Source organism: Microbacterium sp. NPDC077184, from assembly GCF_040687055.1.
Classification (GTDB): Bacteria; Actinomycetota; Actinomycetes; order Actinomycetales; family Microbacteriaceae; genus Microbacterium.
Genome location: NZ_JBFBMM010000009.1, coordinates 34,938 through 57,018 on the forward strand (window position 1 = coordinate 34,938; position 22,081 = coordinate 57,018).

At 70.2% G+C, this 22,081-nt stretch carries 19 protein-coding genes, 1 tRNA gene and 1 pseudogene; 13 read left to right on the forward strand and 8 right to left on the reverse strand.

Features of this window, described 5'->3' with window-relative positions; all coding sequences use genetic code 11:
* Nucleotides 1-35: 35 nt before the first annotated feature.
* Nucleotides 36-1,304, forward strand: coding sequence for a CDP-glycerol glycerophosphotransferase family protein (locus AB0O93_RS14590; RefSeq protein WP_363344534.1), 1,269 nt, complete (start codon nucleotides 36-38; stop codon nucleotides 1,302-1,304).
* On the forward strand, nucleotides 1,301-2,752 hold the full coding sequence (locus AB0O93_RS14595) for a CDP-glycerol glycerophosphotransferase family protein (protein ID WP_363344536.1): 1,452 nt from the start codon (nucleotides 1,301-1,303) through the stop codon (nucleotides 2,750-2,752). The genes AB0O93_RS14590 and AB0O93_RS14595 overlap by 4 nt, the downstream gene beginning before the upstream one ends.
* A 1-nt stretch (nucleotide 2,753) precedes the next feature.
* Here AB0O93_RS14595 and AB0O93_RS14600 read toward each other — a convergent pair whose 3' ends face one another.
* Entirely contained in the window at nucleotides 2,754-3,848 is a 1,095-nt protein-coding gene (locus AB0O93_RS14600; RefSeq protein WP_363344538.1) for a glycosyltransferase family 2 protein, read from the reverse strand.
* Between the two features lie 63 nt (nucleotides 3,849-3,911).
* On the opposite strand from AB0O93_RS14600, the gene AB0O93_RS14605 reads away from it, so the two are divergent.
* Nucleotides 3,912-5,201, forward strand: coding sequence for a CDP-glycerol glycerophosphotransferase family protein (locus tag AB0O93_RS14605; protein WP_363344540.1), 1,290 nt, complete (start codon nucleotides 3,912-3,914; stop codon nucleotides 5,199-5,201).
* 9 nt (nucleotides 5,202-5,210) lie between these two features.
* Here AB0O93_RS14605 and AB0O93_RS14610 read toward each other — a convergent pair whose 3' ends face one another.
* Both AB0O93_RS14610 and AB0O93_RS14615 read right to left on the reverse strand, forming a co-directional pair.
* The gene (locus tag AB0O93_RS14610; protein WP_363344542.1) at nucleotides 5,211-6,617 is read right to left on the reverse strand and encodes a phosphotransferase; all 1,407 of its coding nucleotides are present in this window, start codon (nucleotides 6,615-6,617) and stop codon (nucleotides 5,211-5,213) included.
* 114 nt (nucleotides 6,618-6,731) lie between these two features.
* Complete coding sequence (locus AB0O93_RS14615) at nucleotides 6,732-7,424, reverse strand: NTP transferase domain-containing protein (protein WP_363344545.1); 693 nt, start codon at nucleotides 7,422-7,424, stop codon at nucleotides 6,732-6,734.
* A gap of 198 nt (nucleotides 7,425-7,622) precedes the next feature.
* Here AB0O93_RS14615 and AB0O93_RS14620 point away from each other — a divergent pair, with 198 nt between their 5' ends.
* Genes AB0O93_RS14620 through AB0O93_RS14630 form a run of 3 tightly spaced genes read left to right on the forward strand, consistent with a single transcriptional unit; the run spans nucleotide 7,623 to nucleotide 10,848 of the window.
* A complete protein-coding gene (locus AB0O93_RS14620; RefSeq protein WP_363344547.1) occupies nucleotides 7,623-8,990 on the forward strand; it encodes an ABC transporter ATP-binding protein in 1,368 nt (455 codons plus the stop codon).
* Nucleotides 8,991-9,043: 53 nt separating this feature from the next.
* Entirely contained in the window at nucleotides 9,044-10,534 is a 1,491-nt protein-coding gene (locus AB0O93_RS14625; RefSeq protein ID WP_363344549.1) for a hypothetical protein, read from the forward strand.
* 38 nt (nucleotides 10,535-10,572) lie between these two features.
* Nucleotides 10,573-10,848: a DUF3039 domain-containing protein gene (locus AB0O93_RS14630; RefSeq protein WP_363344551.1), complete on the forward strand. Its 276-nt coding sequence runs from the start codon at nucleotides 10,573-10,575 to the stop codon at nucleotides 10,846-10,848.
* On the opposite strand, the gene AB0O93_RS14635 is transcribed toward AB0O93_RS14630, so the two are convergent.
* A complete protein-coding gene (locus AB0O93_RS14635; RefSeq protein WP_363344553.1) occupies nucleotides 10,818-12,158 on the reverse strand; it encodes a nicotinate phosphoribosyltransferase in 1,341 nt (446 codons plus the stop codon). The genes AB0O93_RS14630 and AB0O93_RS14635 overlap by 31 nt on opposite strands.
* Before the next feature lie 40 nt (nucleotides 12,159-12,198).
* On the opposite strand from AB0O93_RS14635, the gene murI reads away from it, so the two are divergent.
* The 3 genes from murI to AB0O93_RS14650 are packed head-to-tail and all read left to right on the forward strand — an operon-like array spanning nucleotide 12,199 to nucleotide 14,458.
* Nucleotides 12,199-13,044, forward strand: coding sequence for a glutamate racemase (gene murI, locus AB0O93_RS14640; protein ID WP_363344555.1), 846 nt, complete (start codon nucleotides 12,199-12,201; stop codon nucleotides 13,042-13,044).
* Nucleotides 13,045-13,073: 29 nt separating this feature from the next.
* Nucleotides 13,074-13,826, forward strand: a complete 753-nt coding sequence (gene rph, locus AB0O93_RS14645) for a ribonuclease PH (protein WP_363344557.1) — start codon at nucleotides 13,074-13,076, stop codon at nucleotides 13,824-13,826.
* Nucleotides 13,823-14,458 (forward strand): non-canonical purine NTP pyrophosphatase, encoded by a 636-nt coding sequence (locus AB0O93_RS14650; protein WP_363344559.1) that lies wholly within the window; start codon nucleotides 13,823-13,825, stop codon nucleotides 14,456-14,458. The genes rph and AB0O93_RS14650 overlap by 4 nt, the downstream gene beginning before the upstream one ends.
* A gap of 11 nt (nucleotides 14,459-14,469) precedes the next feature.
* Here AB0O93_RS14650 and AB0O93_RS14655 read toward each other — a convergent pair whose 3' ends face one another.
* The gene (locus AB0O93_RS14655; RefSeq protein ID WP_363344561.1) at nucleotides 14,470-16,902 is read right to left on the reverse strand and encodes an ATP-dependent DNA ligase; all 2,433 of its coding nucleotides are present in this window, start codon (nucleotides 16,900-16,902) and stop codon (nucleotides 14,470-14,472) included.
* A 46-nt stretch (nucleotides 16,903-16,948) separates the two neighbouring features.
* On the opposite strand from AB0O93_RS14655, the gene AB0O93_RS14660 reads away from it, so the two are divergent.
* Entirely contained in the window at nucleotides 16,949-17,794 is an 846-nt protein-coding gene (locus AB0O93_RS14660; RefSeq protein ID WP_363344563.1) for a Ku protein, read from the forward strand.
* 13 nt (nucleotides 17,795-17,807) lie between these two features.
* Here the strand turns inward: AB0O93_RS14660 and AB0O93_RS14665 are convergent, their stop codons facing one another.
* The 3 genes from AB0O93_RS14665 to AB0O93_RS14675 all read right to left on the reverse strand — a co-directional run bounded on the left by AB0O93_RS14665 (nucleotide 17,808) and on the right by AB0O93_RS14675 (nucleotide 18,969).
* On the reverse strand, nucleotides 17,808-18,581 hold the full coding sequence (locus AB0O93_RS14665) for a DedA family protein (protein WP_363344565.1): 774 nt from the start codon (nucleotides 18,579-18,581) through the stop codon (nucleotides 17,808-17,810).
* A gap of 53 nt (nucleotides 18,582-18,634) precedes the next feature.
* Nucleotides 18,635-18,716, reverse strand: a tRNA-Leu gene (locus tag AB0O93_RS14670).
* A 40-nt stretch (nucleotides 18,717-18,756) separates the two neighbouring features.
* Nucleotides 18,757-18,969: a PLDc N-terminal domain-containing protein gene (locus tag AB0O93_RS14675; protein ID WP_363344567.1), complete on the reverse strand. Its 213-nt coding sequence runs from the start codon at nucleotides 18,967-18,969 to the stop codon at nucleotides 18,757-18,759.
* A 174-nt stretch (nucleotides 18,970-19,143) separates the two neighbouring features.
* On the opposite strand from AB0O93_RS14675, the pseudogene AB0O93_RS14680 reads away from it, so the two are divergent.
* From AB0O93_RS14680 to AB0O93_RS14690, 3 genes and pseudogenes are all read left to right on the forward strand, one after another.
* A pseudogene (locus AB0O93_RS14680) lies at nucleotides 19,144-20,271 on the forward strand (ATPase, T2SS/T4P/T4SS family); the annotation flags it as partial.
* On the forward strand, nucleotides 20,271-21,137 hold the full coding sequence (locus AB0O93_RS14685) for a type II secretion system F family protein (protein WP_363344569.1): 867 nt from the start codon (nucleotides 20,271-20,273) through the stop codon (nucleotides 21,135-21,137). The pseudogene AB0O93_RS14680 and the gene AB0O93_RS14685, both read left to right, overlap by 1 nt.
* Nucleotides 21,134-22,063, forward strand: coding sequence for a type II secretion system F family protein (locus AB0O93_RS14690; protein ID WP_363344571.1), 930 nt, complete (start codon nucleotides 21,134-21,136; stop codon nucleotides 22,061-22,063). Before AB0O93_RS14685 ends, AB0O93_RS14690 begins: the two co-directional genes overlap by 4 nt.
* Nucleotides 22,064-22,081 lie beyond the last annotated feature (18 nt).

Consider the following 22,081-nt stretch of genomic DNA (forward strand, 5'->3'; position numbering starts at 1 on the left):
CGCACGGCGCCGCCACCCCGCGATAGGCTCGCGGGGTGGCGGCGTTCTCCTTCGGTTCGGGCAACGCGCGCAAGATCGTCGCGCTTCCTCTCTACGCCGCCGGGCGTGTCCTGACCGCCCTTGTTCCCCGGCGTCGCGACCTGTGGGTGTTCGGGTGCGCGACCGGAGTCGCAGAGGGCGCGCTGGCGCTGTGGCAGCAGGTGGCGCCGCGGCATCCGGCGCTGTGGCTGGTCGACGACGACACGCAGGCACGCGACGCCGCGAGGCTCGGGGTGAGGGCGGCGAAGAAGTCCTCCGTCGCCGGGCTCTGGGCGACCGCCCGCGCGGGTGTCATCGTGATCACGCACGGGTTCGGCGACGTCCACCGCTACGCCGTGTCGGGTGCGTTCGTCGTCCAGCTGTGGCACGGCATCCCTCTGAAACGGATCGGTCTGGATTCGCCCGAGACCCTCCGCCCCCCGCGGTGGCTGGACCACGGACCGTCGCGTCCGCTCCTGCGGCGACTCCTCGCGGTGATGTACCGCGCGGCCGCCTCTCGGATCGACGTGATGCCGGCCGCCTCCGGCCTCGTCCGCGGGCGATTGGTCTCCGCGTTCGGAGTGCGGGATCACGTCGTCGTGGAGACCGGCGAGCCGCGCGTGGACGTCCTGAGCACCGGCGACGCGCAGACGCGCCGCGCCACGGCGCGCGAAGCGGTGCTCCGGGCGACCGGTGCGGAGGGATCCCCGTCCGCTGTCGTGCTGTACGCGCCCACGTGGCGGGACGGCGGGCCGGACCCCGCGGTTCCCGGCCCGGCCGATTGGCACGCGATCCTCGACGTGCTTGAACGGCGGGATGCCGTCCTGCTCGTCAGATCTCATCCCTTGGGCTCGGGGGAGTACGCTCCGCCGGAACCGACGACCCGCGTCCGTGCCGTTCCGTCGACGGTGGTCCCGGACATCACGCCGTTGCTTCCGGGGATCGACGCTCTCATCACCGACTACTCATCGCTCGTGTACGACGCCGCGCTCGTGCCGCTTCCCGTCGTCTTCCTCGCCCCCGACGTGGGGGAGTACGCCGAACGCCGGGGCTTCTACGGCCGGTACGAGGATGTGGCGGGAACGGACATCGCGCGTTCCTGGTATCAGGTCCTGCCCGTCCTCGACGCTGTGCTCGATCCCGCGACGGGGGAGTCGGAGCGTCGTGTCGCGCGCAGCCGGCGTCTGAGCGACCGCGTCCACCGGCATCGCGACGGGCGCAATGCCGAGAGGGTGTACCGTGCCGTGATGGCGCGCCGCGGGCGCGCGACAGAGGGAGATCGATGACGCAGGCCCGCTTCGACACCGAGGGCGAACTGACGCTCGTCCTCTCCGGAACCGGCGCGAGGCCCGCGCGCGCGGAACTCGTCGGGCCACGCGCTCGCGTGTCGGCGACGCTCACGGGACGAGGGAAGACCTGGAGGGCGGTGTTCCCGCTTCGTGCGTCGAAGTGGGGTGGGCCCGAGCTCCCGCTGCCCACCGGCGAGTACGCGGTGGTCGTCGTTGCGTCGTCCGAGGCCGAGCCCTCCTCGCCCGTCGACGACGCTCCCTTGGCCACCGGCGCCCTCCTGCGCGCCGAGCTCCGCGACGGTGTCGTGCACGTGGGGCCGCCCCTCGACCCCGCCTACGATTCGGGTGAGGGCCAGGCCGCATTGGAGCGGCGCTATGCGACGCGCACGACGCCCCTCGAGAACGCGGTCTTCTTCGAGAGCTTCTACGGACGCAACGCCGGGTGCAATCCGCTCGCCATCGATCGTGAGCTGGCGCGGGTGGCCCCGCACGTCGTCCGCTACTGGAGCGTCGTGGACCACTCCGTCGTGGTTCCCGACGGCGCGGTCGCGGTCGTGGAGGGGAGCCCTGAGTGGTGGCGAGCCCGAGGCGCCGCGCGACTGCTCGTCGTCAACGATTGGCTGCGACGCCGATTCGTCCGACGCCCGGGGCAACGCGTGCTGCAGACCTGGCACGGAACCCCGCTGAAGCGCCTCGCCCTGCACCGGCCCGGCTTCGATCCGCGGCGGATGCTCGCCGTGGCTCGTGAATCGTTGCGCTGGAACGTCCTCCTCGCGCAGAACGCCTATGCGGAGCGGATCCTCCGCAAGGCCTACGCCTTCCTCCGCCGCCCGATCTGGGTCGAGGGCTACCCGCGAAACGACGTGCTCGTCACGGGCGACGGCTCCGGCATCCGTCACATGCTGGGGATCGGCGATGAAGAGCGCGTCCTGCTCTACGCCCCCACGTGGAGGGACGACCGCTCCGAGATGGTCGACTTCCTCGACCCGGCCGTGTTCGCGCGCGAGACGGACGCCGTCGTGCTGGTGCGCGGGCACTCCCGGACGCTGCGGCCCGGGAGGGACGTCGAGGGGCCCCGGGTGATCGATGTCACAGGCTTTCCGGACACCGCCCAGCTGCTTCTGGCCGCGGACGCCCTCATCACCGACTACTCGTCCGTGATGTTCGATTTCTCCGTCACCGGGCGCCCCATGTACTTCCTGGTACCCGACATCGAGCACTACCGCGGCGAGCTCCGCGGCTTCTACTTCGATCTGGCTCGGCACGCGCCCGGTCCTCTGCTCGGATCCGCGTCCGAACTCGTCGAGGCCATCCGCCACGGCGATCCGGGGGAGTTCGCCGAGCGCTACGAGCGATGGCGCGCGCGTTTCAATTCCCGCGACGACGGCATGGCGGCGGAGCGCGTGGTCGCACGCATCCTCGACCAGGGATTCGTCGGGCGCTGACTCAGGGCAGCGGTGTGTTGCGCTGTCCGAGGCGTGACGTGTCGACGGTGTCGTCAGCGCCGCGGAGGAGCCCGACGAGGAAACCGGCGCCCCAGGCGAGGTGCATCGTCGGAAGGACCGCTGCGGTCCACAGCCGGTCCCGCCAGCCCGTCCCGCCGCCGCGGCCGAGCGCGACCGCGACGATCAGCACGACGTAGGCCGCGATCGGAAGGTAGACGAGGGAGGCGATCAGGCCGAGAATCCCGGTGACCAGCCCCGCGGCCTGGCCGACGCCGACGAGGAGCGCCAGGACCAGATTCAGCACCAGGAGCGGGGGAGCGAAGAATCGCACCGAGTTCCCCCGCCCGAACCGCCGCACCAGCTCGCCCCGCCAGCGCCCGGTGGCCACGAACTGGCGTCCGAGGCGGGACCAGCTCTCGCGCGGCCAGTACGTCACCGAGAGATCCGGGTCGAACCACACCCGGTATCCCGCTCGACGGATCCGGAGGTTCAGCTCCCAGTCCTCGCCGCGACGGATCGACTCATCGAAGCCGCCGACCTCCTCCAGAACAGATCGTCGGAGAACTCCGAGATACGCGGACTCGGCCTCGCCCTCGACGGTTCCCCCGTGATACGCACCGCCTCCCAGCCCGAACGGGGAATTGTAGGCGCGTGCCACGGCCCGCTGGAACGGGGTCCGCCCTTCGGCCCGCATGACGCCGCCGACGTTGGCGGCGCGGACCCGTGCCAACGTCTCCAGCGCGCGCTGCGCATAGCCTTCCGCCAGTTCCGAGTGCGCGTCGACGCGGATGATCGTCGGGTAGCGGCCCGTGCGGACGGCGAGGTTCAGGCCCACCGGGATGTCGGCGGCCGGGTTGGCCACGAGTACGATCCGCGGGTCTGCCGCTGCGAGTTCCCGAGCCAGTTCCGTCGTCCCGTCGGTGGACGGACCGAGAGCCACGATCAGTTCGATCGGCCCGCCGGTCTCCTGCGCGAGAACGGACTCCACCGCACGACGCAGGTAACCGCGCTCGTTCAGCACGGGCATGACGTACGAGACCCCCGCGTCCGCGCGGACCACCGGAGCATCGCGTCGGCCGTCGGATTCGCGCTGCACGCGTCCGATCATGTCACGCGCTCGCCGGGGATCGCGGTTCGGCACGGTCGGTAGGCTCGAAGCGTGGGTGTGCTCTCAGACGTCAAGAAGACCGTCGCGTTCGTGCGAAAGGCGCTGGACAACCGCTCGGCGGCCGTCCACGTCCGACGTGAAGCGGCCCGTCTCGGCGGGCATCCACGATCCCATTTCCGGGTCGCGGTGTACTTCGCCGACGGCGATGTGAACATGTACCAGATGCGGCAGTGGTACAAACCGCTCGCGGAGCTCGCCCGCACCTGGCCGGTCGTGGTGCTGAGCCGGTCGGCGACGGGTGCGCGGGCGCTGATGGCGGAGGACGCGCCGCCGGTGGCCTTCGTCCCGACCGTGCGCGACCTCGAGCGCTTCGTCGCGACTCAGGAGATCCGCGTCGTCCTCTACGTGAACCAGAACACGCGGAACTTCCAGATGTTCCGCTACGGCCGCCGCTGGCACGTCTTCATCAACCACGGCGAGTCCGACAAGATGTACATGACGACGAACCAGTACAAGGCCTACGACTACGCCCTGGTAGCCGGCCAAGCCGCGCGCGATCGGCTGTCCCGCGTCCTCTGGGATTACGACGTCACCACGCGGACGATCGAGATCGGTCGTCCCCAGGCGGATCATTACTCCGGGGCGTTGCCCTACACGCCCGACGATCGCATCGTGGTCCTCTACGCGCCCACGTGGGAGGGGGATCGTCCCTCCGCGCACTACGGCTCGATCCTCAGCCACGGCGAATCGCTCGTGTCCGCGCTTCTGGCCACCGGACGCCATCGCGTCGTGTATCGCCCGCATCCGCGGTCCGGCGTGGTGTCGGCCGTCTACGGCCGTGCGCACCAGCGGATCGTCGCGGCGATCGCCGCCGCCAATGCCGCGGACGCGCGCGCTCAGCACGTGTACGACGACGGGCCCGAGCTGGGCTGGCAGCTCTCCTCGGCGGATGTCGCGGTCGTCGATGTGTCGGCGATGGTCTACGACCGCCTGGCGGCGGACAGGCCGCTGCTCATCACGCGCCCGGTCGACCCCGAAGCGGTCGTCGACACGCACGGGTATCTTGCGGACTGCGAATGGCTCGATGCGTCGCGGTCCGCCGAGTTCGTCGCCGACATCGACCGCGTGCGGACCGACCCGGCAGCCGTGGCGAAGCTCGCGCACTGGGTGCACCACTACTTCGGCGACACCGCGCCCGGCTCGTCCACGCGCCGTTTCCACGCCGCGATCGGCTTCCTCATGACCGAATGGGAGCGCTGGTACACCGCGTCCACCGACCCGTCGAGTGCGACGGACGGCGATGAGGACGAGGCTGAGCTCGAAGACGGCGCCGAGACCTGAACCCGCACCTCACCCGCGATCGGACGGGGAGGAGACTTCGGTGATGAGCCGCTTCACCGCCCCGAGCGGTATTTCCATCCACGACGGCCTGTTGCGCACCTCGTAGATCGCCTCGTAGACGGCCTTGTCCATCTCCAGCGCCGTCAGCAGTCCCGCCACCGTCGTCAGGTCCACGGAGGACGCGGCGGCGTATCCCCGCAGGAAAGCCTCCCGCGCCGTCCGGGCCCAGTCCCGGACGTCGGACGCTTGGTCGGGACGCTCGAGTTCGAGGGAACCCGCGACGTAGTCGAACGATCGCAGCATGCCGGCGACGTCCCGGAGGGCGAGATCCGGAAGGGTGCGTTCGTCCATCGGCCGCAACGGCTCTCCTTCGAAATCGAGGAGCACCCAGCCGCGTCCCGGTACCCGGAGGACCTGGCCCAGATGGTAGTCGCCGTGGATCCTCTGCAACGCGGGCCACGGCATCGTCAGCGCCGTCGCGTACACGGCCTCGATGTCCGTGCGCCACGGCGAGAGCGCCGGCACCTCCTCGAGCGCGATGGACAGGCGACGATTCCAGACGGCCGCGACGGCGTCACGCTGGGCGGGGGTGCATTCCTCACGGGGGAACAGACGCGCGAGGGCGACGTGCACATCGGCCGTCGCGACACCGAGCTCTTCGGCCGCGGCGCGGAAGTCCTCGCTGTCGGCGGCCGCGTTCAGCGCGACCCGCCAGGCGTCCTGGACGCCGGGGAGGAACTCCTGTGCGGAGGCGAGCGATCCGCGGACGACGCTCGCGGCGTCGCCCGAGGGGTTCGGCCAGCTGCCCTCGACCCAGCCCACGACCGTGGGAACGTGAGATGAGCCGCCGGCCGCGAGAGCGCCGGGCAGCTCGATGTCGGGATTGTGGCCCGGATGCAGCTGCCGGTAGATCTTGCAGATGACGGGCATGGCCGCGGGCCCCTCGAACACGAGGGAGGTGTTCGACTGTTCGCCGGTCATCACCCGGCTCACGCGCGGACGTCCGTCGTGCGCGGCGGCAGGGTGCCCTGTGGCCTGAGACCCCGGCCCGTTGACGGTTCCCCCGTGGGTCACGAGGGAGAGGAGCGCCTGCGCATAAGCATCGTCATGGGGTCCGTCCCGCAGGATCACGTCTGCTGCAGGCCTGCCGATCTCATGTGAATCGTCCGCCGAGACCTGCGGGGTCGCGCGCGCGACGACCGGCACCTGATAGAGCACGGCGGGGTCGGAAGCATCGTCTGCGACGAGGTAGGTCCGGACGAAGAGGACCTCGCCCGCGCCGGCAGCAGATGTCGCCGACGCACCCGGCTCGAGGTCCCACCACGACACCATGCGCAGGCGCGGCGAGCGTCCCTTGGTCGCGTACCAGCGTTGGCGCGGCATCCAGGCCGTCAGACATGCGAGCGTGCTGTCCATACCCGCGAGCGTAGGCGGGGCTCGGCCTACGTGTCGAGCCGCGGGCAGGGCCTGGCGCGGTGGCGACGCACGGGCTAAGGTGCCTCGAGCAATCCGCCGACCGTCGCGGAGCGGTCAGACGAAGAGATTCGCCCGCTCGAGGTCTTCGGCGAAGTCGACCTCCACGGCGTACAGGTCCGAGATGTCCATCGGCGCGAGCCGCACGCCGTCATGACGGATCGCCAGCTCCAGGCCGCGCTCGAAGTAGTCCTGGTCGCCGACGCGGCCGAGCTGGCGCATGAAGGCCTTCTTGTCGCGGGCGGAGATGTAGTTGATGCCGACCGCTTCGCCGATCCCGTTCGACACGGTCTTGGACAGCTCGTCGATGTGGCCGGCCGCATCGACGGTGTACTTGACCTCCTCGTCGGACACCTTCGCGGTGTTCACCGTGACGAACGACTGGTCACGCTCGATGTAGGCGATCGCACGGCCGAGGATGCGCGGGTCGAACACGACGTCACCGTTCATCCAGAGCACTCCGGCTTTGCCGGTGGCTGCCAGCGCACGGAGGAGACTCTTGGACGTGTTCGTCTGGTCGTATCGCTCGTTGTAGACGTAGTCCGCGGAGGGGAAGGCCTCGACGATCGTTTCGGCCCGGTATCCCACGACCGTCGTGATCCGTGCGTCGTCACCGAAAGCGGCGACGATGTTGTCGTGCTGCTGCCGCATGATCGTGCGGCCGTCGCTGAGCTCGGTCAGCGGCTTGGGAAGGCTCCGCCCGAGGCGCGAGCCCATGCCGGCTGCGAGGATGACGGTCTGAAGAGTCACGGTCTTCTCCTAAAGAGAGTGGGATTCACCGGAGATTCATCGGTGAGACACCTCCTCGTGCCGGGGCAATGGTAGCGATGGCACCTGGGAACGTGCAGAATGTCCGCTCTCCGTTGTGGATTCGTGACAATCCGAGGGTTTGCCGACACTCTTCGACGCCGTCTTCGGGGTGTCGGCCCGCCTTGCTACTTTGGAGGGGTGACTCCCTCTCTCCCGGTGCCCCGTGACGCCGATCCGGATCAGCCGGACGGAGGCCGAGTCGCGCCCGTCGTGCACCTGCCCCGCGCGGTGAAGATTCCGCCGCGTCCGCCGCTTCCTCCGCTTCCGAGCGTCGCGGCGGCCGACCTCGTCATCCCCCCGCGCCCGCCTCTGCCGACGCCGCATCGCCAGGATGAGGTTGCCGTCGATGCGGCGACCGATGAGACGGACGATCCGATCGAGCCGGAGCTCGTCCACGACACGCCCGAGGGCGTCGACGAGGTGGGCCCGGAGCACGACGTCGACGACGTGGATGCTGATGTCGAGGTCGACACCGAAGCGATTGACGACGACGTCACGTCCGACGAGTCCGGCGGCGAGGATCTCGACGCCGACGCCCCCGACGTCGACGACTCCGAGGAGCGCCCGGACTCGAGCGAGGTCGTGGAGACGTCGTCGGACGTCACGGACGCGCCGGCGGAGCTCGACCACGACGGCACCGTCGCCGGTGACGAATCCGATCCCGAACCGGTCACGTCCGGTCCGGTGGACCCGGGGGCTCTCGCCTTCGTCGACATCGCCACCCCGCTGACGGCCGCCGAAGGCGACGACGACGTCCTCGTCCTGCGCAGCGTCGTCAAGGCCTTCGGCAGCACGCGAGCCGTCGACGGAATCGACCTCACCGTGCAGGCGGGAAGCTTCTACGGAATCGTCGGTCCCAACGGGGCCGGCAAGACGACGACTCTGTCGATGATCGCCGGCCTGCTCTCTCCGGACAGGGGGTCGATCCGCGTGGGTGGGGTCGACTTCGCGGCGGATCCGTACGCCGCGAAGCAGATGATGGGGGTGCTCCCCGATCGGCTGCGCACATTCGACCGACTCACCGGCCGACAGCTCCTCTACTACTACGGCGTGCTGCGGGGTCTGCGCCCGGCGGTGGTCGAGAGCCGGACGGCGGATCTCGCGCGCGCGTTCGACCTCACCGAGGCCCTCGGCCGCGTCGTCTCCGACTACTCGGCCGGCATGGCGAAGAAGGTGATGCTCGCGGGTGCGATGATCCACTCCCCGCGGCTCCTCGTGCTCGATGAGCCCTTCGAAGCCGTGGACCCCGTCTCCAGCGCCGTCATCCTCGACATCCTCTCCACCTATGTGGCGCACGGCGGCACCGTCATCCTCTCCAGTCACGGCATGGATCTCGTGGAGCGGGTCTGCTCCCGCGTCGCCGTGATCGTCGCGGGCCAGGTGCTCGCCGAGGGGTCGATCGAAGAGGTGCGAGGGGAGCTCACCCTCGAGCAGCGTTTCGTCGAGCTGGCCGGAGGCCTGAGCGACGTGGAAGGGCTCGAGTGGCTGCATACATTCTCCGGCTGAGGGCCGCTCTGCTCCTCGGGAGCCTGCGCGGCGATGCCTCTCACGTCACGAGGGTGATACTTGCACTCCTGACCCTCGCCGCCGGCGTCGCGGCGGTCTGCTGGGCGATCGTGTCGCTGCAGCAGGCGGGGCCCGAGGTCGTCCTCACCGTGACCGTCCTCGCGGGCGCGGCGGTCACGACGGGATTCGCGGCGGCACCCGCGATCGCCTCCACATCCGACCCCCTGGACCCTCGCCGCTTCGCCGTCCTCGGCCTCCGGATGCGTACTCTCGCCGTCGTCCTGATCGTGGCCGGTCTCATCAGCCTTCCGGTGCTCGTGCTCGCGGTCATCGCGAGTGCGGCGGGGTCGGTCTGGGTCGCGCAGGGAGCGCCCGTGCTCGGCGCGGTGCTCGGTGCCGTCTTCGGCATCCTGACCTGCATGCTCTTCGCGCGTATCGCCATGGCGGGTGCATCGGTCCTCCTCCGCGAGAGGCGGTCGCGCGAGCTGACCGGCCTGTTCCTCCTCGTGGTCCTGGTCGTGGTCATCCCCGGCGTGGTCTTCTTCGCCTCACTCGAGTGGGACGGCCGTGTGCCGAGCCAGCTCGCCGAAGCCGTGGCGGTCCTCTCGGTCACGCCCCTGGGCGCGGCCTGGGCGTTTCCCCTCCTCTTCGCCGCGTCGGACGGTGCTGCCTGGGTGTCGCTGACGGTCGCGGTCGGGACGCTTCTGGCACTCGTCGTGATCTGGATCCTCGTCGTGGAGCGGGTGCTGACCACGACCGAGCGCCCGTCCGCCGTGCGCGAGCGCGGGGGATTGGGGTGGTTCGCCGTCGCGCCGGGGACTCCCGGGGGCGTGATCGCCGCGCGAAGCCTGATCTACTGGTTCGGAGACCGCCGGTATCTCGTCAACATCGTCGTGGTGCCGGTCGCGGCGGCCGTCACGGTTCTGCCCCTGCTCGTGGCCGGTGTGCCCCTCAGCCTGGCCATCCTGATCCCGGTGCCCTTCATCGCGCTGTTCCTCGGCTGGCTTCCCCACAACGACATCGCCTACGACTCCACCGCCGTCTGGATGCACATCGCGAGCGGTGTCCGGGGTGCCGCCGACCGCTGGGGTCGTCTCGTTCCGGTCATGCTCATCGGACTACCCCTTCTGGCGGTCCTGATTCCCGTGGCCGTCGCGGTGCACGGCCGTTGGGCACTGCTGCCGGCCATGATCGGTATCTGCGTGGCGCTCTTCTTCTCCGCGCTCGGGCTCTCCAGCATCGCATCCGCGGTGGCGCCGTACGCGGTGTCGCCCCCGGGGGAGAGTCCGTTCCAGCAGCCGCAGCGCACGAGTTCCCGCGGCGTGATCGCACAGGGGCTCGTGTTCTCGGGCGCGATCGCGCTCGCTGCTCCCGCGCTGTGGTTCGGCTGGGAGGCCCTCACCCGGGACATCGAGGCGGCGGTGTCGGCGCTGTGGCTCGGCGTCGGGGTGGGCGTGGCGGTCCTGCTGGGGGGCACCGCGATCGGGGCTTTCGCGTTCGCACGCCGCGGGGGACGGATCATGGAGTTCGCCGAAGCCAGCTGAGCACCGTTCGTCGGAGGCGGACGATAGACTCGGTGACCATGAGCACGCCCATCGGAAGCCCCGACGAGGGGGGTATCGCCACCCTCGATCGCGAGTTGGAAGAACTCATCCGCGAAGAGTCGGTGGAACCCGGCGACCACGAGCGGTTCTCCCACTACGTCAAGAAGGACAAGATCCTCGAGTCGGCCTTGACGGGCAAGCCTGTGCGCGCTCTCTGCGGAAAGAAATGGACGCCGGGGCGGGATCCGGAGAAGTTCCCCGTGTGCCCGACCTGCAAAGAGATCTACGCCTCGCTCGGGGGCGGGCCCTCCTGATACACGGTGGGGATCGCGGGATCCGAACGGCTGAGGCCGAATCCACTCAGCGGCAGTTCCGCGCGTACCTGCGCGTGATGGCGACGCGCACCTTCAACGCCGCGTGGACCCTCGAACGCGCCATCCGACTCCCCGCCGTCGACGAGCAGGACCTGCAGTGCGCGCGCTGTTCGCGGAACCGTGTCGGACGCGTCGCCGGCGTCGACGATGCGGAGGAGCTCCATGGTGGCCGTCCCCTCCTCGATGACCCGTCCTGCTTGCTTGCGACCGCCACGGGAGGACTTCTCGGTGGACGCCTTGGCCACCGGGATCCAGTCGCCTGACGCGCTCTCGCGGGCGACGAGCTTGTAGACCATGCCGGCCGTGGGATGACCCGACCCGGTGACGACCGACGTCCCCACGCCGTACGCATCGACGGGGGAGGCCGCGAGCGCCGCGATCGCGTACTCGTCGAGATCACTGGTGACCGTGATCTTCGTCCCGGTCGCGCCGAGGGTGTCCAGCTGGGCGCGAACCGCGGCGGCCACGGTGGGGAGATCGCCGGAGTCGATCCGCACGCCCCCGAGCGCCGGCCCGGCGACGCGCACCGCCGTATGCACGCCTTCGGCGATGTCGTACGTGTCCACGAGGAGGGTCGTCTCCGGGCCCATCGCGTCGACCTGCGAGCGGAACGCCGACTCCTCGTCGTCGTGGAGCAGAGTCCAGGCGTGCGCGGCCGTACCCATCGTCGGGATGTTCCAGCGGCGACCGGCTTCGAGGTTCGAGGTCGCGGAGAATCCCGCGATGTACGCGGCCCGGGCCGCGGCGACGGCGGACTCCTCGCCGGCGCGACGGGAGCCCATCTCCGCCAGAGGGCGTCCGTCGGCGGCGATGCTCATGCGCGCGGCGGCGGTGGCGATCGCGGAGTCGTGGTTCATGACGCTGAGGATCAAGGTCTCCAGGATGACGGCGTCGGCGAACGTGCCCTCGACGGTGAGGATCGGCGACCCGGGGAAGTAGAGCTCGCCCTCACGGTAGCCGGTCACGATCCCGGAGAAGCGATACGTCTCGAGCCACGCGACGGTGGCGGCATCCACGATGCGGGCGTCGCGCAGGAATCGCAGCTCCTCGGTCCCGAACCGGAAGTCGCGGATCAGGGAGAGCAGTCGGCCCGTACCCGCCACGACGCCGAAGCGGCGTCCCCCGGGAAGACGTCGGGCGAACACCTCGAAGACGCATCGGCGGGAGGCCGTGCCGTCGCGGAGCGCCGCGTCGAGCATCGTCAGTTCGTAACGGTCGGTGTGCAAAGCCGTGCTGCGCCCGGAGCTCATGGCGCAAGCCTAGTGAGGCGCTGGCGTAGGCTGGTCCACCGTGGACGACGCACCGATCGGCATCTTCGACTCGGGGGTCGGAGGCCTCACCGTCGCACGGGCGATCTCGGCTCAGCTCCCGCGCGAATCGCTGGTCTACATCGGTGACACCGCACGATCGCCCTACGGCCCCAAGCCCATCGCCGACGTACGTCGCTATGCGCTGGAGATCCTCGACGACCTCGTCGGACAGGGTGTGAAGATGCTCGTGATCGCCTGCAACACCGCGTCCGCGGCCGTGCTGCGGGATGCGCGGGAACGCTACGACGTCCCCGTGGTCGAAGTGATCGCGCCCGCCGTGCGGACAGCCATGTCCACGACCCGGAACGGTCGCATCGGGGTGATCGGCACGACCGGGACCATCGGCTCGGGGGTGTACCAGGACATGCTCGAGGTCAACGCGCATCTGACGGTCTTCCCGCGCGCCTGTCCCCGATTCGTCGAGTTCGTGGAGGCCGGCGTCACGGACTCCGCCGAGGTCCTCGCGGTCGCCGAGGAGTACCTCGCCCCCCTGCGTCACGCCGGCGTCGACACCCTCGTCCTGGGGTGCACGCATTATCCGTTCCTGGAGGGGGCCATCAGCTACGTGATGGGCTCGGAGGTCAGTCTGGTCTCCAGCGACACCGAGACGGCCAAAGACGTCTACCGGCAGTTGGTCTCGCGCGACCTGCTGGCCGGCCCCGGCGCGCGGGCACAGCATCTCTACGAGGCGACCGGTGACTCCGCCGACGACTTCCTGCGACTCGCTCATCGTCTGATGGGACGCGAGGTGCAGGCGGTCCGGCTGGTGCAGACCGGCGCGATCGACCTTCCCGGACGGCGCGCCGCCGCACCGGGCCACCCCTGAACCGTTCGCCGTCCCCGCGGAGGAGAATCATGACCGACCCGACCACCGAGATCCCTGCCATTCGTCGCACCGACGGTCGTGCTGCCGACCAGATCCGAGACGTCCGCATCGAGCGCGGCTGGTCGCGTCAGGCGGAAGGCTCGGCGCTCATCTCCTTCGGTGACACGCGCGTGCTGTGCACGGCGTCCTTCACGCCCGGCGTGCCCCGCTGGCTGACCGGCAAGGGCAAGGGGTGGGTCACCGCGGAGTACGCGATGCTCCCGCGCGCCACCAACAGTCGCAACGACCGCGAGAGCGTCAAGGGGCGCATCGGCGGGCGCACCCACGAGATCTCCCGTCTGATCGGACGATCGCTTCGGGCGGTCGTGGACACGAAGGCGCTGGGCGAGAACACGATCGTCATCGACTGCGACGTGCTGCAGGCCGACGGCGGGACGCGTACGGCGGCGATCACCGGGGCCTATGTCGCGCTCGCCGATGCCATCGAATGGGGACGCGCGAAGAAGTTCATTGGTCAGAAGTCGCGGGTCCTGTTCGACTCCGTCTCCGCGGTGTCGGTCGGCATCGTCAACGGAACGCCGCTCGCCGATCTCGCCTACGTCGAGGACGTCCGCGCCGAGACCGACATGAACATCGTGATGACCGGTCGCGGCCTGTTCGTCGAGGTGCAGGGAACCGCGGAAGGGGCGCCCTTCGACAAGACCGAGCTCGATGCCCTCCTCGCGCTGGGCGAATCCGGCTGCGCGCAGCTACGCGAGCGGCAGATGGCGGCGCTCTCGTGACCGGCTCCTCCGCGCGGGCGACGGCCGCCATCGTGCTCGCGACGCACAACGCGCACAAGGTGGCCGAGTTCCAGCAGATCGTCGCCGGCGCGCGCCCGGACCTCGAGGTCATCGGATACGACGGCCCTGAGCCGATCGAGGACGGCGTCACCTTCGCCGAGAACGCGCTGATCAAGGCGCGTGCGGCTGCGGCGCACACGGGACTCCCGGCGCTCGCCGACGATTCCGGGATCTGCGTCGACGTCCTCGGCGGCGCGCCGGGAATCTTCTCCGCCTACTGGGCAGGTCACGCCAAGGACTCCGCCGCGAACCTCGCGCTCCTCCTGGACCAGCTCTCTGACATCGCCGACCCCCACCGCTCCGCGCACTTCGCGTGCACGATCGCGCTGGTGGTTCCGTCGGCGGAGGGCGCGGATGCCGCTGAGCACGTCGTGGAGGGCCTGTGGTCCGGTCGCCTCGCCCGCGCCGCGGACGGCGGAGGCGGGTTCGGCTACGACCCTGCGTTCATCCCCGACGGACAGGAACCCGGCACCGAGCGGACGGTCGGCCGATGGTCGGCGGAGGAGAAGAACGCGCACTCGCACCGTGCGCGTGCGTTCGCGGCTCTGCGCCCGCTCTTGGCGTCCCTCTGACACTCGTCCCGTCACCCCGACGGGTCTCCCTCCAGCCGGACGTCGAGCGGATCCCTGTCCGGCCGCACCCCGCGCCATCGGGCATGACGGAGAACGCCGTCGGGCGTGAACCGGGCGAACTCCACCTCGCCGACGACGACGGGGCGCACCCAGAGGGCGTCCGCCGCGTCGGCGGACGGGACGTCGTGGAACGGTACCGCCGACGTCCGCAGCGGCGTCAACAGGCGTGCGAGTCCTCGCAGCGACGCATCGTCGAAGCCGCTCCCCACGCGTCCCACGTAGCGGAGACCGCGCTGGTCGGGAATGCCGACCAGCAGCGACCCGATGCCTCCCGGCCGGTGGGCGCGACCGGGACGGATGCCGCCGATGATGACGTCCTGCCGGCGGGTGAACACCACCTTCAGCCACGCGTCGTCCCGCGCCCCGGCGCGGTAGGGGGAGCCGGGGTCCTTGACCACGATCCCCTCGAGCTCCGTCGCGCGCGACGCCGCGAGGGCCGCATCGACGTCGTCGAACACAGGCGTGAGGACGAACGTCGGCCCCGCCTCCGCCAGGACGCGTTCGAGGATTCCGCGGCGTTCCCGCAACGGCGCGGACGTGAGATCGAGGCCGTCGGCTGCGAGGAGGTCGAAGGCGAAGAAGTGGACGCCGATGCGCGCCCTGGCCGCCGCGATCTCGGCGGCGGAAGTGAGGTTCATCCGCTGCTGGAGGCGGGAGAAGCTCGGGCGGTGCCGATTGTCCAGGGCGACGATCTCACCGTCCAGGATGACGGGAGCACCGCCGGGTCCCGACCCCAGCTCCGGATAGATTGCGGTCATGTCGCGTCCGCTGCGTCCGCGGATCGTCACGTCCTCGCCGTCCCATCGGATGAGTGCTCGGATGCCGTCCCACTTGGCCTCCGCCCACGCGCCGCGTCGGGACGCCCGCGCACGCGCGTGGGCGGCTGACGCCGCCACGGCCAGCATGGGCCGGAGCGCCCCCCACGTCGGCAGGGGATGATCGGGCGGATCGGCGTCGTCCCGAGCCTCGACGCGCGCGTCGGATTGGGGTCGACCGGCGGCATCCGTCTTCATGCGGTGCAGGAGCCAGGTGGACTTCTCGCCGACCCCGGCTGTCCGGATGAGAGCGAATCGCACACGCCCGAGCGGACCGCCGGGGCGCCCCTGCGCGGTGAAGATGACCTCATCGTCCCGCCACTTCTCGAGCTCGTAACGACCGGTGTCCCAGACAGACATGGTTCCCGCGCCGTATTCGCCGCGCGGGATCTCGCCCGCGAAGTCGAGGTAGTCGACGGGGTGGTCCTCTGTCATCACCGCGAGGGCGTTCTTCGTCGACGTTGCGGGGATTCCGCGCGGCACCGCCCAGCTGACCAGGACGCCCCCGCGCTCGAGTCGGAGATCCCAGTGGAGCCGGGAGGCGTGGTGCTCCTGGATCACGAAGCGGTCGAGTTGCGGCGACGGGGTCACGGGTGCCGCGGAAGGGAGCGGCTCGGGCGTGCGTCCGGGGTTGCGTTTCGCGATGTATGCGGTGAGATCGCCGGTGACGGGCGCCGGTCGGGAGGGGAGGAGACCCAGGAGGAGATCGCCTCCCGCGTCGACGCGGCGCATGACCTCGGAGAGGTCCAGGTGCGCGAGTTCGGGATCCTCGAGCTCCTGCCAGGTGCGCGGGGCGGCGACGGCCGGACGTTCCCGCCCACGCAGCGAGTAGGGGGCGATCGTCGTCTTGGCGCCGTTGTTCTGCGACCAGTCGAGCAGGACGCGCCCCTCGCGCCGCGACTTCGCCATGTCGCTCACGACGAGATCGGGATGGTCCGCCTCGAGCGCGCGCGCGAGCTCATGGGCGAGCGCGCCGGCATCGACGGTCGTGACCCCGTCCGGAAGGGCGGCGTAGAGATGAATGCCCTTGCTTCCGCTCGTGACGGGAACCGGTGGCATCCCCATGTCGTCCAGGACCGCTTTGGCCCAGCGCGCGACCTCCGCACACTCCGCCAGTCCGACCCCCGGGCCGGGATCGAGGTCCAACACGAGCCTGTCCGCCTGTCGTGGGCGCTCATCCCCGTCAGCGTCCTCGTGCAGGAACCGCCATTGCGGGGTGTGCAGCTCGAGACTGGCGACCTGGGCGAGGTAGACGAGCCCGGCGACATCGTCCACCAGCGGGTACATCTTGGGCCCGCGCGAGTGGGCGATGCCGCGGCGTCGCAGCCAGCTCGGCGCGCCGGCCTCGAGCTCCTTCGCGAAGAACGCCGGCTCCGTCACTCCCTCCGGCCAGCGGATGCGGGTGACGGGGCGGTCGCGGAGGTGGGGGAGCATCACCGGAGCCACCCGGGTGTAGTACTCGATGACCTCGCCCTTGGTCGTCCGGGTCGCCGGATAGAGGATCTTGTCGAGGTTGGTCAGACGGATCGTGCGCGTACCCACCCGCACCGTCTGCGCCTGCCCGCTCATGCGCTCAGGGTAGCCCTCGGTGCTGTGGCAGGTGTCTACTGGTGTGATGAGAGCGATCTGGAAGGGTGCGCTGACCTTCGGGCTGGTGAACGTGCCGGTGAAGGTGTACTCGGCCACCGAAGACCACGACGTCCCGCTGCACCAGGTCCACGCCGCCGACGGTGGACGGATCCGGTACCAACGGGTCTGCGAGCTGGACGGCGAGGTCGTGCCCTACTCGGAGATCGACCGCGCCTTCGACGACGGCGAGCGCACGGTGGTCTTGACCAAGGACGACCTCGCTTCTCTGCCCTCCGAGCGGAGCCGGGAGATCGATGTCGTCGAGTTCGTGCCCACCGAGCAGATCGACCTGCTGACCCTGGACCGCGCCTACTACCTCGAACCGGACTCGTCTTCGCCGAAGGCGTATGTGCTGCTGCGTCGCACCCTTGAAGCGACGGACCGTACCGCGATCGTCCGCTTCTCCCTTCGCCAGAAGACCCGCCTGGCGGCTCTTCGTGTGCGGGGCGCCGTCCTCGTGCTGCAGACACTTCTCTGGGCGGACGAGGTGCGGGAGGCCGCGTTCCCCTCTCTGGACGAGGAGGTACGGATCTCGGCGAAGGAGCTCGAGCTCTCCGCGTCCCTGGTCGAGAGCTTCTCCGGCGACTTCGATCCCTCGGAGTTCGCCGACGAATACCAGCAGGAGCTGCGTGCCCTCATCGATGCGAAGCTCGCCGACGGCGATGCGGTCGACACCGCGGCGACGTTCGGCGAGCGCGACGACGAGGACGGGGGAGAGGTCATCGATCTCCTGGCCGCCCTCCGCGCGAGCGTGGAGCGCTCACGCGCCTCCCGATCGGCCGAGGAGACGCGCCCCGACGCGACGACGGAGAAGCGGAGGAAGAAGGCCTGATCGTCGCGGCGGATCAGTCGGGTCGGTCCTTCCGCATCTCCGGGTCGCCGTACTCGAGCACCTGCGGGTCGAGCGTCAGCGACCGGGCTTCTTCGGCGCCGATGGTGGCACGGCCCTCTGCGGCATCCGCGCGCGCTTTGCGCCGTTCGCCGAAGTAGTGCCACACCACGAAGATGACGGTGCCGGCCACGGCCGCGAGCAGGATGACGTCGATGTACTCGGCGACGAAGTCGCCGACGAGCGGGATGAAGCCGATCGCGTAGCCGATCATCGTGAGGCCGAAGCCCCAGATGACGGCGCCGATGAAGTTGTACAGCGTGTAGCGGCGCCAAGGCATGTGGCCGACGCCGGCGGCGACCGGTGCGAAGGTGCGCACGATGGGCACGAACCGGGCGAGGATGATCGTGAGCCCGCCGTAGCGCTCGAAGAACGCGTTCGTCCGCTCCACGTTGCGTCTGCTGAAGACGCCCGATTCCTTCCGCTCGAACACCGCAGGCCCGCCCTTGTGGCCGATGAGGTACCCGACTTCACCCCCGAGGAACGCCGATAGGCCGATGAGGAGCGCGACGATCCACGCACTGACGCCGAACACGCCGTTCGGGGCGACGTCGCTCGGATGGGAGAGCAGCCCCGCCATGATCAGGAGAGTGTCGCCGGGAAGGAGGAAGCCGACCAGCAGACCGGTCTCGGCGAAGACGATGAAGCACACAACCAGGAGCGCCCACGGACCCGCCGCCGCGATGATCGCGGCCGGATCCAACCAGGGGATGAGAGCGATCTGGTGCACGGCGGTCCTGTCGGTCGTAGCCTTCGACGGAGTCGTGGAGACACGCCACGACGTGCGGAAGGTGGGACTTGAACCCACACGCCCGAAGGCACAGGAACCTAAATCCTGCGTGTCTGCCGATTTCACCACTCCCGCGAGGTGCGCTCATTCTACTGAGCGCTCGGGTCGCGCGTGATCAGCGACGGATGCCGAACAGGAAGTACGCAGCCGGGCCGATCCAGTTGACGAGGATGACCGGGACCCAGACGGGCTTGGGTCCGCGGACCTCGTCTTCGTCCCGGTGGCTGAGATCCCAGAAGGCCAGGAACGCGAACGCGACCTGGACGAGCCCGGTCGCGCCGAACGCGACGCGGGCTATCGGGGAGAGGTCTGTCTTCGTGGCGGTCATGGTCGTCCCTTCGTCCGTCGCCATCCTCTCCCGAGGGGATGTCCCACCGGAAGGGCTTGCGTTCACCTCGACTGTGGATAACTTTCGGCGCCTCGCGCGCGCTCTTGCGAGGATGACGGCGTGTTCCGAGTCGCCCCTGCAGCCGTCGTCCCCGCTGCCGCGCCCTCGGCGACGATCGTGCCGACCGGTGTCCTGGAGCGCACGCAGCACCGCCTTCGGACAGAGGCGTCCGACCGCCTGCCGGCGGAGGAGGCGGCACGGGTCGCGCGCGACGAGATCCGCCGGCACAACGACATCGCCGCCGCCCGCGGCCTCACCGTCGTCGAGGACGAGCAAGGATGCGAGCGGGAGATCCTCGCGCGCGTGCTGGGGTACGGACCTCTGCAGCCCTATCTCGACGATCCGACGGTCGAGGAGCTGTGGATCAACGCGCCGGACCGTGTGTTCGTCGCGAGGAACGGCACGTCCGAGCGTCTGCCGCTGGCGCTCACGGACGGAATGGTGCGCGATCTCGTCGAGCGGATGCTGCATTCCTCCGGTCGCCGGGTGGACCTCAGCCAGCCGTTCGTCGACGCGTCGCTTCCGGACGGCAGCCGGCTGCATGTCGTCATCCCCGACATCACCCGCCGTCACTGGTCGGTCAACATCCGCAAGTTCCTGCCCCGATACGGCAACCTCGCCGCTCTCGTGGAATCGGGATCCCTGACCCGTGGGGCCGCGCGATACCTCCGTGACGCGGTCCGGGCGGGCCGGAGCATCCTCGTGTCGGGCGCGACGCACGCGGGGAAGACGACCATGCTCGGCGCCCTCATCGACGCGTCCGCACCCGGAGCCCGGGTGGTCACCGTGGAGGAGACGTTCGAGCTCGCGGTGATGGTCGACGACGTGGTCGCGCTGCAGGGGCGACAGCCCAGTCTCGAAGGGACCGGCGAGGTCACGCTCCGGCGTCTCATCAAGGAAGCACTGCGGATGCGTCCCGATCGCCTCGTCGTCGGGGAGGTCCGCGATGCCGAAGCGCTCGATCTGGTCCTGGCGCTGAACACCGGCGTCCCCGGGGCGGCGACGATCCACGCGAATTCGGCCCACGAGGCCTTGGACAAGCTCTGCGCCCTGCCGCTCCTGGCGGGTCGCAACATCGACGCCGAGTTCCTGGTGCCGGCGGTCGCACGCGGCGTGCACTTGGTGGTCCACTGCCGCCGAGACGAGTCGGGACAACGGTTCGTGCAGGAGATCCTCGAGGTCACCGGGGCCGTCGTCGACGGATCGGTCGCGGCCCGTTCCGTCTACCGTGCGGGTGCCGCATGACGATCGTATGGGGTGCGCTTCTGGCGGCGGGAGTCCTCCTCATCGCGGCACCGTGGCTCTGGCCGCGTCGGGGCGGCTCGCCGGCGCTGACCTCCCGCGAGCGGAGGTCGGCGATCGATCGGCTCATCGCCGAATCCGGTGCCTCGTCGCTGACCCCTGCGCGCCTCGCCGCTCTCTGCGGACTGGCGGGATGCGTTGCGGGCGGCGTCTTCTGGCTCGTCACCGCGGTCGCCGTGGTCGCGCTCGTGGGTGCGGCGGCCGCGGCGCTGGCCCCGATCGCGTGGCTGCCCGCACGCCGGCTGCGGCGGCGGAAGGAGCGCCGGGGACTGTGGCCCGACGTCTGCGACCTCCTCATCGCATCGGTACGTGCCGGCATGTCGCTGCCGGACGCGGTCGCCAGCCTCTCGACCTCCGTGCCGGCACCGCTGCGCCCCGCGTTCGAGGTCTTCGCGCGGGATCTGGCCGCGAGCGGCCACTTCTCGTCGGCACTGACGCGCCTGAAGGGAACACTCGCGGATCCGGTCGCGGACCGCATCATCGAGACGCTGCGGATGGCGCGCGACGTCGGGGGAACCGATCTGACCGCGGTGCTCCGTGCCCTCGCGGCATCCGTCCGCGCCGACGCCGCGCTGCGCGCCGAGGTCGAAGCGCGCCAGTCATGGATCCGCGGGGCTGCCGTACTCGGCGTCAGCGCGCCCTGGGTGATCCTCATCCTGCTCTCCTTGCGTCCGGAGGGCGCGGAGGCATACGGGTCGGCGGCCGGTGCCGCGCTGGTCCTCGTCGGAGCGATCGTGTCGGCGGCCGCGTTCTGGATCATGGTGCGCATCGGGCGGCTTCCGGAGCCGAGGAGATGGTTCGCGTGACGACGGCGTTGGACGCGGGTGCCGTTTCGATCGCGTGGGGCGTCGCGCTCGGGGTGGGTGTGCTGCTCATCGTCTCCCGCACCCCTCGCTGGGGCGCGGCGAGCCTTCACCGCCGGATCGCACCGTATCTTCGCGACCTCGCCGACCCCCTCGGGATCGAGCCGGTCGCCGTGCCCGGTCGGGCGGATGTCGGGGGGAGTCGCGCCCGACTCGGGGCGCGCCTCGCGCGATCCATCGGCGGCGAGGCGGAGATCACCGGCCGCCTGCGTCGAGCGGCCTGGGCGATCGATGCGGGCGGATTCCGTCAGCGCCAGATCCTCTGGGCGCTGACAGGTCTGTTCGTCGGCGGACTCGTCGCCGTCCTCCTGACCATGACGCAGCGCGGCGGAACCCTCGTCGGTGCCGTGCCGCTGCTCGCGGCGTTCGCCGCCGCCGTGGCCTGCGATTCCACCCTCACCCGTGCGGCATCCGCGCGGCGTGCGCGGGTGCAGGAAGAACTCCCCACCGTCTTGGAGTTCCTCGCGTTGTGCCTGTCCGCCGGGGAAGGGATGCTCGACGCCGTGCGGCGGGTGAGCGCCGTGGGATCCGGCGAGTTGGCGACGGAGCTGCGTCGAGTGGTCCTCGCCGTCGACACGGGCGAGCCTCTGCCGGATGCACTCGCCGCCCTCGCGACGCGGTTCGACCTCCCCGCACTGACACGTGCGGTGGACCAGCTGGTCGCCGCGCTCGGTCGCGGCGCCCCGCTCGCCCAGGTCCTCCACGCTCACGCGTCGGATGCCAGGGAGGAGGCGAAGCGGGCCCTCATCGAAGGTGCGGGCCGCAAGGAGATCACCATGCTGATCCCCCTGGTGTTCGCGATCCTGCCGTTGAGCGTCCTCTTCGCCGTCTTCCCCGGCATCCTCATGCTTCGAATCGGACTCGGCTGACGCCGATGAAAGGAGAAA

Bases quoted from the DNA above. Each gene is read 5' to 3' on its own strand.
- AB0O93_RS14610 (WP_363344542.1), bottom strand. From the start codon at position 6,617: ATGGACAGCACGCTCGCATGTCTGACGGCCTGGATGCCGCGCCAACGC.
- rph (WP_363344557.1), top strand. From the start codon at position 13,074: ATGACCGACCCGACCACCGAGATCCCTGCCATTCGTCGCACCGACGGT.
- AB0O93_RS14655 (WP_363344561.1), bottom strand. From the start codon at position 16,902: ATGAGCGGGCAGGCGCAGACGGTGCGGGTGGGTACGCGCACGATCCGT.
- AB0O93_RS14630 (WP_363344551.1), top strand. From the start codon at position 10,573: ATGAGCACGCCCATCGGAAGCCCCGACGAGGGGGGTATCGCCACCCTC.
- AB0O93_RS14660 (WP_363344563.1), top strand. From the start codon at position 16,949: ATGAGAGCGATCTGGAAGGGTGCGCTGACCTTCGGGCTGGTGAACGTG.
- AB0O93_RS14685 (WP_363344569.1), top strand. From the start codon at position 20,271: ATGACGATCGTATGGGGTGCGCTTCTGGCGGCGGGAGTCCTCCTCATC.
- AB0O93_RS14635 (WP_363344553.1), bottom strand. From the start codon at position 12,158: ATGAGCTCCGGGCGCAGCACGGCTTTGCACACCGACCGTTACGAACTG.
- AB0O93_RS14675 (WP_363344567.1), bottom strand. From the start codon at position 18,969: ATGACCGCCACGAAGACAGACCTCTCCCCGATAGCCCGCGTCGCGTTC.
- AB0O93_RS14595 (WP_363344536.1), top strand. From the start codon at position 1,301: ATGACGCAGGCCCGCTTCGACACCGAGGGCGAACTGACGCTCGTCCTC.